The sequence below is a fragment of the Streptomyces misionensis genome (assembly GCF_007896895.1).
In the GTDB taxonomy this organism is placed as follows: domain Bacteria; phylum Actinomycetota; class Actinomycetes; order Streptomycetales; family Streptomycetaceae; genus Streptomyces; species Streptomyces misionensis_A.
Window position 1 is genome coordinate 57455 of record NZ_VOGW01000183.1, and the last position, 7357, is coordinate 64811.

At 72.6% G+C, this 7357-nt stretch carries 7 protein-coding genes; 1 reads left to right on the top strand and 6 read right to left on the bottom strand.

Going from position 1 to position 7357, the window contains the following annotated elements; all coding sequences use genetic code 11:
* Positions 1 to 268 precede the first annotated feature (268 nt).
* Positions 269 to 1375 (top strand): mechanosensitive ion channel family protein, encoded by a 1107-nt coding sequence (locus tag FRZ03_RS31200; protein WP_146468440.1) that lies wholly within the window; start codon positions 269 to 271, stop codon positions 1373 to 1375.
* A gap of 12 nt (positions 1376 to 1387) precedes the next feature.
* On the opposite strand, the gene FRZ03_RS31205 is transcribed toward FRZ03_RS31200, so the two are convergent.
* The 6 genes from FRZ03_RS31205 to FRZ03_RS31230 all read right to left on the bottom strand — a co-directional run bounded on the left by FRZ03_RS31205 (position 1388) and on the right by FRZ03_RS31230 (position 7183).
* A complete protein-coding gene (locus FRZ03_RS31205; RefSeq protein ID WP_146468441.1) occupies positions 1388 to 2128 on the bottom strand; it encodes an SDR family NAD(P)-dependent oxidoreductase in 741 nt (246 codons plus the stop codon).
* 133 nt (positions 2129 to 2261) lie between these two features.
* Positions 2262 to 3848 (bottom strand): Na+/H+ antiporter, encoded by a 1587-nt coding sequence (locus FRZ03_RS31210; protein ID WP_146468442.1) that lies wholly within the window; start codon positions 3846 to 3848, stop codon positions 2262 to 2264.
* Between the two features lie 144 nt (positions 3849 to 3992).
* On the bottom strand, positions 3993 to 4472 hold the full coding sequence (locus tag FRZ03_RS31215; RefSeq protein WP_146468443.1) for a GNAT family N-acetyltransferase: 480 nt from the start codon (positions 4470 to 4472) through the stop codon (positions 3993 to 3995).
* Positions 4469 to 5413, bottom strand: coding sequence for an RluA family pseudouridine synthase (locus FRZ03_RS31220; RefSeq protein WP_146468444.1), 945 nt, complete (start codon positions 5411 to 5413; stop codon positions 4469 to 4471). Before FRZ03_RS31220 ends, FRZ03_RS31215 begins: the two co-directional genes overlap by 4 nt.
* An 83-nt stretch (positions 5414 to 5496) precedes the next feature.
* Positions 5497 to 6066 carry a signal peptidase II gene (gene lspA / locus FRZ03_RS31225; protein WP_146468445.1) on the bottom strand — a complete coding sequence of 190 codons (570 nt, stop codon included), beginning with the start codon at positions 6064 to 6066 and terminating at the stop codon, positions 5497 to 5499.
* Between the two features lie 67 nt (positions 6067 to 6133).
* Entirely contained in the window at positions 6134 to 7183 is a 1050-nt protein-coding gene (locus tag FRZ03_RS31230) for a TraR/DksA family transcriptional regulator (protein ID WP_146468446.1), read from the bottom strand.
* Positions 7184 to 7357: the final 174 nt, after the last annotated feature.

Here is a 7357-nt window from a genome sequence, read left to right on the forward strand (position 1 = left end):
GCCGCACGACGCGGCAGTACCTCGCCGCCATGGCCCCCGTCGCCGGCTCCCTGTGGCCGGACCTCCCGTACGGCGACCCGGACCCGGGCACCGCCCAGGAAGCGATCCCCTTCTCGCGCAACCTGCGCACCCGTCCCCCCCGGCCGACCCCGCGCCCCCCCCCGCGCATCACCGTCCGCCCCGCACGGCCCCGGCCGCCGGGCGCCCCGGCCCGGCAGCGGTCCATGTCACAGGTTCACGATCGGCCCAGCCGGTTACGTTCGAATGCATGGAGACCGTACTGCGCCCGGTGATCGTGGTCGGCGCGTCCGTGTTCCTGACCGTACTGATCGGCTGGTCCACGGACGTCCTGCTGCGCAAGGCCGACGAAGGCCACCCCGAGTCCCCGCTGTGGGACCGGCTGCGGCGCGCCCGCGTGCCCTACCAGCTGGTCCTCTGCGCCGCCCTGCTCAGAGGCTCCTACGACCAGGCGAAGCTGTTCCAGGAGCACCGGGTCGGCGTCGGGCGGACGCTGACCCTGGTGCTGATCGGGGCGGCGGCCTGGCTGGTGATCCGGATCGCGGCGGCCGTGGTCGAGACGACGTACAGCCGCTACGCGCGCGCCCACCACGACGCCGCGCGGGTCCGCCGGGTGCGCACCCAGGTGACGCTGATCATGCGGGTGGTCTCGGCGATCGTCGGAGTGGTCGCGGCGGCCGCGATGCTGCTGACCTTCCCCGCGATGCGCGCGGCGGGCGCCTCCCTGCTGGCCTCGGCCGGTGTCCTCGGCATCGTGGCCGGGGTCGCCGCCCAGTCGACGCTGGCGAACATGTTCGCCGGGCTGCAGATCGCCTTCGGCGACATGGTCCGGATCGGCGACACGGTGGTCGTGGACGGCGAGTGGGGCACGGTCGAGGAGATCACCCTGACCTTTCTGACGGTACGGACCTGGGACGAGCGCCGGATCACCATGCCGGTGTCGTACTTCACCTCCAAACCCTTCGAGAACTGGTCGCGGGGCACCCCGCAGATGACCGGGATCGTCTACTGGCACCTCGACCACAGCGCCCCGATGGACGCGATGCGCGAGAAGCTGCGCGACATCCTGCGCGAGTGCCCGGCCTGGGACGGGCGCGCCTACGGCCTGGTGGTGACCGACTCGACCCCGAACACCATCCAGGTGCGCGCGCTGGTGACCGCGAAGGACGCCGACGACATCTGGACGGTGCGGGTCGCGGTCCGCGAGCAGATGATCAGCTGGCTGTCCGCCGAGCACCCCTACGCGCTGCCCCGGGTCAACACCTCGGACGCGGTGCTCCCGCCCTACCGCGTCCCCTCCCCGGACCGCGGCACCCTGCGCAAGGCCTACGAATACCCGCGCACCGGCCGGGGCTGAGCGGGGGCCGGTTCAGTGTCCGCGCTCGGCACCCCCGTTCACCTGGATCACCTGTGAGGTGATGTGCGCCGCGGCGGGCGAGGCCAGCCAGTGCAGGGTGGCCGCCACATCGCCGGGCCGGCCCGCCCGGCCGGTGGAGGTCTCGGCGATGAGCTGCGCCCGCCGCTCCTCGGCCATGGCGTCGCCGAAGAAGTCGGTGTCCTCGACGTAGCCGGGCGCCACCACGTTCACGGTGATGCCGCGGTGGCCCAGCCGACGGGCCAGGTCGTGGGCATAGGGGTGCAGCCCTGCCTTGGACGCCGCGTAGGCGCCGCTGCCCGAGCCCCGGTAGGCGGCGATGGAGCTGAGGAAGAGCACCCGCCCGCCGGGTTCGGCCAGCCGCTCCTCCAGGGCCTCGGTCAGGAGCGCCGCGGTCAGGGTGTTGAGTCTGAAGGCGACCGTCCATTCGTGGGCCACCCGGTCGAGGGGGTCGTCGCCGGCGGCCGGGGGCTCCAGCCGGCCGGAGCCCCCGGCGCTGTGCACCAGCACGTCGACGGTGCCGAACTCCTTGGCGACGAGCCGGGCCACGCCCCGCACGTCGGCGGGCTCGGTGAGGTCCGCCGCGTGGGTGAGCGCGCCCGGCACCCCGGCCTTCTCCAGTACCTCCGCGCGCCGCCCGAGGAGCAGCACCCGGTCCCCGTCCTCGGCGAAGGCCCGGGCCGTCGCCAGCCCGATGCCCGTACCGCCGCCGCTGATCACGATGTTGCGAGTCATGATCCGAGCGTAGGAGCGTGCCGCCGCCCGCGCTTCCGGTTGTCCACAGTCGCGGTGTGTTCGTATGACCGAATGGGGCGGTGGCTGTGGACAGCCGCCCGGGGCCCGCGGTGCGACGCCCCGGGACGCGGCCCTAGCGCAGGCTGCGCACGTCGAGGTGGCGCAGGACGCGGTCCACGATCTCCGGGTCCATGCCCGGCTCGCTGCGCGCCGCCAGCACCTCGTGCCGGGCCGCGCTGAGCATCTCGCCCTGGATGCGCCGGATCCGCTTCAGCCGCTTGGCCCGCTGGTGCTGCGCCTCGCGCCGCTCCTCCTCGCCCATGTCCGGGCTGATCCGGATGCCGATGTCGAAGGCCTGCCGCAGCATCTGCTCGGAGAGTTCCTCGGGCAGGTCCTCCACCTGCTCGATCTCCCGCAGCCGGCGCTTGGCCGCCTTCGCCGCGCGCACCGCCAGCTCCTTCTCGTACTCCTTCTCCCGCTCGGCGTCCGCCTGCACCCTGAGCCGGTCGACCAGCCACGGCAGGGTCAGCCCCTGGACCACCAGGGTGGCGACGATCACCCCGAAGGCGATGAAGACGATCTCGTCCCGGTCCGGGAAGGGCCGCCCCGCGTCGGTCTCCAGCGGAATGGCCAGCGCCAGCGCGACCGACGCCACCCCGCGCATCCCGGACCACCACATCACCACCGTCTCCCGCCAGCTGGTCGGGATCTCCTCGTCCAGGTCGCGGCGGGCGTGCAGCCGTTTGGTCAGCCAGGTCGCAGGCAGCAGCCACAGCAGCCGGACCACGATCACCACACCGGCGACGGCGGCCGCCCAGCCGATCAGCTCGCCCCAGCGACCGCTGGCCGTGCGGATGGCGTTGTGCAGCTCCAGACCGATCAGCCCGAAGGCGACGCCCGTGACGAGGGTGTCGATGATGTCCCAGAAGGTGTGTCCGGCCAGCCGGGTCATCACGTCGTCGGCGCCGGTGGCGTACTCGGAGAGGTACAGGGCGGTGGTGAGCACCGCGAGCACGCCGGAGCCCTGCAGCTTCTCCGCCAGCACGTAGGAGGCGTACGGCACCAGCAGGGTCATGCCGATCTGGAGGGTCGGGTCGCCCAGCAGGTCCATCAGCCGGTTGGCGCCCCAGCCCAACAGCAGCCCCACGACCACCGCGACCACCGCGGACAGCACCAGCTCCAGTCCGGCGTGCCACGGCGAGAACGTGCCGCTCACCGCGGCGGCGATCGCCACGTGGTAGAGCACGATCGCCGTGACGTCGTTGAACAGCCCCTCCCCCTCCAGGATCGACACCAGGCGGCGCGGCAGCCCGAGTTGCCCCGCGACGCTGGTCGCGGCGACCGGGTCGGGCGGGGCGATCAGCGCGCCGAGCGCCACGGCGGCGGCGACCGACAGGCCGGGCACGATCGCGTTGGCGACGAAGGCGACGCACACCGTGGTCACGAACACCAGGGCGACGGCCAGCATCAGGATCGGGCGTTTGTTGGCCGTGAACTGCCGCCAGGAGGTGCGGCGTACCGCCGCGTAGAGCAGCGGCGGCAGCAACCCGGGCAGGATCAGCTCGGGCGGGATGTTCACATTGGGCACGAAGTCGGCGACCGCCAGGACCCCGCCGAACAGCGTCATCAGCACCGGGGCCGGCAGCTTGAGCCGGTCCCCCACCGGAACGCTCACCAGGGCCCCGAGCAGCAGGGCGAACAACAGAGCCAACTGATTCAAGGCCGGCGCTCCTGGGTCGACGATCACACGCGAGGCTTCAAGCCTGCCACGCCACCCGGACACCGGCCGTCCCGGCACCGCGCGCCGACGGGGCCGCCGCACCCCCGCTCACCGGCGCTTTCGCCGGCCGCCTCGGGAGAACGGCTACAGGGCGCGGCGCATCGCGCGGTGCGGTATGCCCGCGTCCGGGAACTCCGGGCCGTACGCCTCGTAGCCCAACCGCTCGTAGAAACCCAGGGCTTGGGTCTGCGCGTGCAGGTCCACCGCGGCGAGGCCGCGCGCGCGGGCCACGTCCTCGATGGCCCGCACCAGGGCGGCGCCGATGCCGAGCCCGCGCGCCGTCCGCGTGACGGCGAGCCGGCCGAGGGAGCCGACCGTCTCGTCCGCGCCGGTCTTGGCGGTCGCCGCCCCGCCGGTCAGCAGCCGGCCGGTGCCCAGCGGCACGCCGTCCGACCGGACGGCCAGCACATGCACGGCGACGGCGTCGTACGCGTCGTACTCGATGGCCTCGTCGACGCCCTGCTCACGGACGAAGACCTCCTTGCGGACCGCGAGGCAGGCCTCCAGGTCGGCGGGGTCCTCGGCGACCCGGACGGTGTGTTCCGCGCTGTGCTCCGTGCTCACCCGTAGGTCTCCTCGCGGACCTGGTCGAGGGCCTTCTGGAGGTCCTCGGGGTAGTCGGCCCCGAACTCCACCCAGCGGCCGTCCCCCGGGTGTTCGAAACCGAGCCGCACGGCGTGCAGCCACTGGCGGGTCAGGCCCAGCCGCTTGGCCAGGGTGGGGTCGGCGCCGTAGGTGAGGTCGCCGACGCACGGGTGGCGGTGCGCGGCCATGTGGACGCGGATCTGGTGGGTGCGGCCGGTCTCCAGCTTCACGTCGAGCAGGGAGGCGGCGCGGAACGCCTCGATGAGGTCGTAGTGCGTCACCGAGGGCTTGCCGTCGGCGGTGACCGCCCACTTGTAGTCGTGGTGGGGGTGGCGGCCGATGGGGGCGTCGATGGTGCCGCTCGTCGGGTCCGGGTGGCCCTGGACCAGGGTGTGGTAGCGCTTGTCGACCGTGCGCTCCTTGAACTGGCGCTTGAGCGAGGTGTACGCGTACTCCGACTTGGCGACCACCATCAGGCCGGAGGTGCCCACGTCGAGGCGGTGCACGATCCCCTGGCGCTCGGCGGCGCCGGAGGTGGAGATCCGGTAGCCGGCGGCGGCGAGACCGCCGATGACGGTGGGGCCGGTCCAGCCCGGGGAGGGGTGCGCGGCCACGCCGACCGGCTTGACGATCACGACCACGTCGTCGTCGTCGTGCACGATCTCCATGCCCTCGACCGGCTCGGCGACCACCTGCACCGGCGCGGGGGCCTGCGGCATCTCGACCTCCAGCCAGGCCCCGCCGCTCACCCGCTCGGACTTGCCGACCACCGCGCCGTCGACCTGCACCTTGCCGGCCGCGGCCAGCTCGGCCGCCTTCGTGCGGGAGAAGCCGAACATGCGGGAGATGGCGGCGTCGACGCGCTCGCCCTCCAGGCCGTCGGGCACGGGCAGGGTACGGATCTCGGGAATCGTGCTCACCCGTCGAGTATGCCGGACGGGCGGACGGCCCCCGCACGAGCCTGTGGAAAACCGGTTCCGGCCCGGCCTGCCGGGCCGGGCCGTCAGTTGGTGTGGATGGTGCCGTCCGGGTCCCGGCCGAGGAAGGACAGCAGCACGATCAGGATGCCGCCGCACACGATCGCCGAGTCCGCGAGGTTGAAGATCGCGAAGCCCTTGGGCGCGATGAAGTCCACCACCTCGCCCTTGAAGAGGCCGGGTGCCCGGAAGATCCGGTCGGTGAGATTGCCGAGCGCGCCACCGAGCAGCAGGCCGAGCGCGACCGCCCAGGGGAAGCTGTAGAGCTTGCGGGCCAGCCGGATGATCACGACGATCACGGCGGCGGCGATCAGGGTGAAGATCACGGTGAAGGCCGGGGCGAAACCGAAGGCGGCGCCGGGGTTGCGGGTGGCGTGCAGCTCCAGCAGGTCCCCGACGACCTCGACCGGCGCGCGGCCCTCCAGCTTGGCCACCACCAGCATCTTGCTGATCAGGTCGAGCGCGTAGGCGAACGCCGCCACGGAGAACAGCACGGCGATCCGTCGTCCACGGCCGCTGCGCGTCTGCTCCGGCGTCCGCCGTTCGCTGTCGTCCGAAGTGTCCGGCGTTCCGATGACGCTCTCCGCCTCTGCCACGTGAGTCCCTCAACCTAGATACCCGAGTGAGGACGAGACTACGGCACGCCCCTGCGCCGTCACACGCTCAGGAGCGGCGTTCCTGCTTCTGCTTGCACTCCACGCACAGGGTGGCCCGCGGGAAGGCCTGCATCCGGGCCTTGCCGATGGGCTTGCCGCAGTTCTCGCACAGTCCGTAGGTGCCCGCGTCCAGCCGTTCCAGGGCCCGTTCGGTCTGCACCAGCATCTCGCGCGCGTTGGCGGCCAGCGCCAGCTCGTGCTCGCGGGTGATGTTCTTGGTGCCGGTGTCGGCCTGGTCGTCGCCCGCACCGTCCCCGGAGTCGCGCATCAGGCCGACGAGGGAGGCCTCGGAGGAGCTGATCTCCGCCCGCAGCCGCTCCATCTCGGACTGGAGTTCCGCGCGCGCCTCGGCGACCTCCTCCCCGGTCCAGGGGTCCTCCCCGGGGCGCACCGCCAGCTCGCCCGGCTCCGCCGCGGCGGCGCGTGCCTTGGGCACGGCGCCGTCCTCCGCCGTCGCCGTGCCAGGAGTCTTCTTCGCAACCACCGTCGTGGCTCCCGTCTGCTCCGCGGCCCGTGCCGCGCCCGCTTTCTTGGCCGTGCTCCGCTCGTCCGGCGCCGTCTCGTGGGCCACGGCCTTCGCGGTCTTCCCGGCGGAGGGCTTCTCGACCGCAGTGCTGTCGACCTCGGTGACCTTCGCCGGAATGGTGTCCTTGGCCGCGGTTTTTCCGGCGGCCGTCTTCTTCCCCGGTCTCTTCCCTGCGGCCTTCTCGGCGGTCGCCTTCTTCGCCGCCGTCTTCCCGGCCACCGGGGCCACCGCTTTCTCGCCCACCGCTTTCCCGGCCACCGCTTTCCTGGCGGCCGTCTTCTTGGCGGCCGTCTTCTTGGCAGCCGTCTTCTTGGCGGCCGCTTTCCTCGCCGCCGGGTGCCCGGCGGTCTCCTCGGTCACGCCCGTCTGCTCCAGGACCGGCTTCACGGTGGCTCCCTTCTCCGCGACGGCCTTCCCCGTGGTCTTCGCAGCCGTGCTCTTCCTCGCGGGCGTGGCCTTCTTCCCGGCCGTGCCCTTCTTCGCCGCCGTCTTCTCGGCCACGGCCTTCTTCGCGGTCCTCTTCGCCACCATGGCCGCGGCCCCTTCACATATTGTGATCTTGCGCGCGAATCGTGCTGGGACGATAAATCGACTTGAGTCCCGCGGCAACGGGGCACACCGCCCGATTCGCCCGCCCGCACCCCCGCGCCACGGGCCTGAATCCGTTGTGCCCCGCTCCCCGCCGGGTAATCCGCCGGGCCGGGG

Excerpts from the sequence above, each read along its gene's own strand:
- FRZ03_RS31205 (WP_146468441.1), bottom strand. The coding sequence starts at position 2,128 with ATGACTCGCAACATCGTGATCAGCGGCGGCGGTACGGGCATCGGGCTG.
- FRZ03_RS31230 (WP_146468446.1), bottom strand. The coding sequence starts at position 7,183 with ATGGTGGCGAAGAGGACCGCGAAGAAGGCCGTGGCCGAGAAGACGGCG.
- FRZ03_RS31200 (WP_146468440.1), top strand. The coding sequence starts at position 269 with ATGGAGACCGTACTGCGCCCGGTGATCGTGGTCGGCGCGTCCGTGTTC.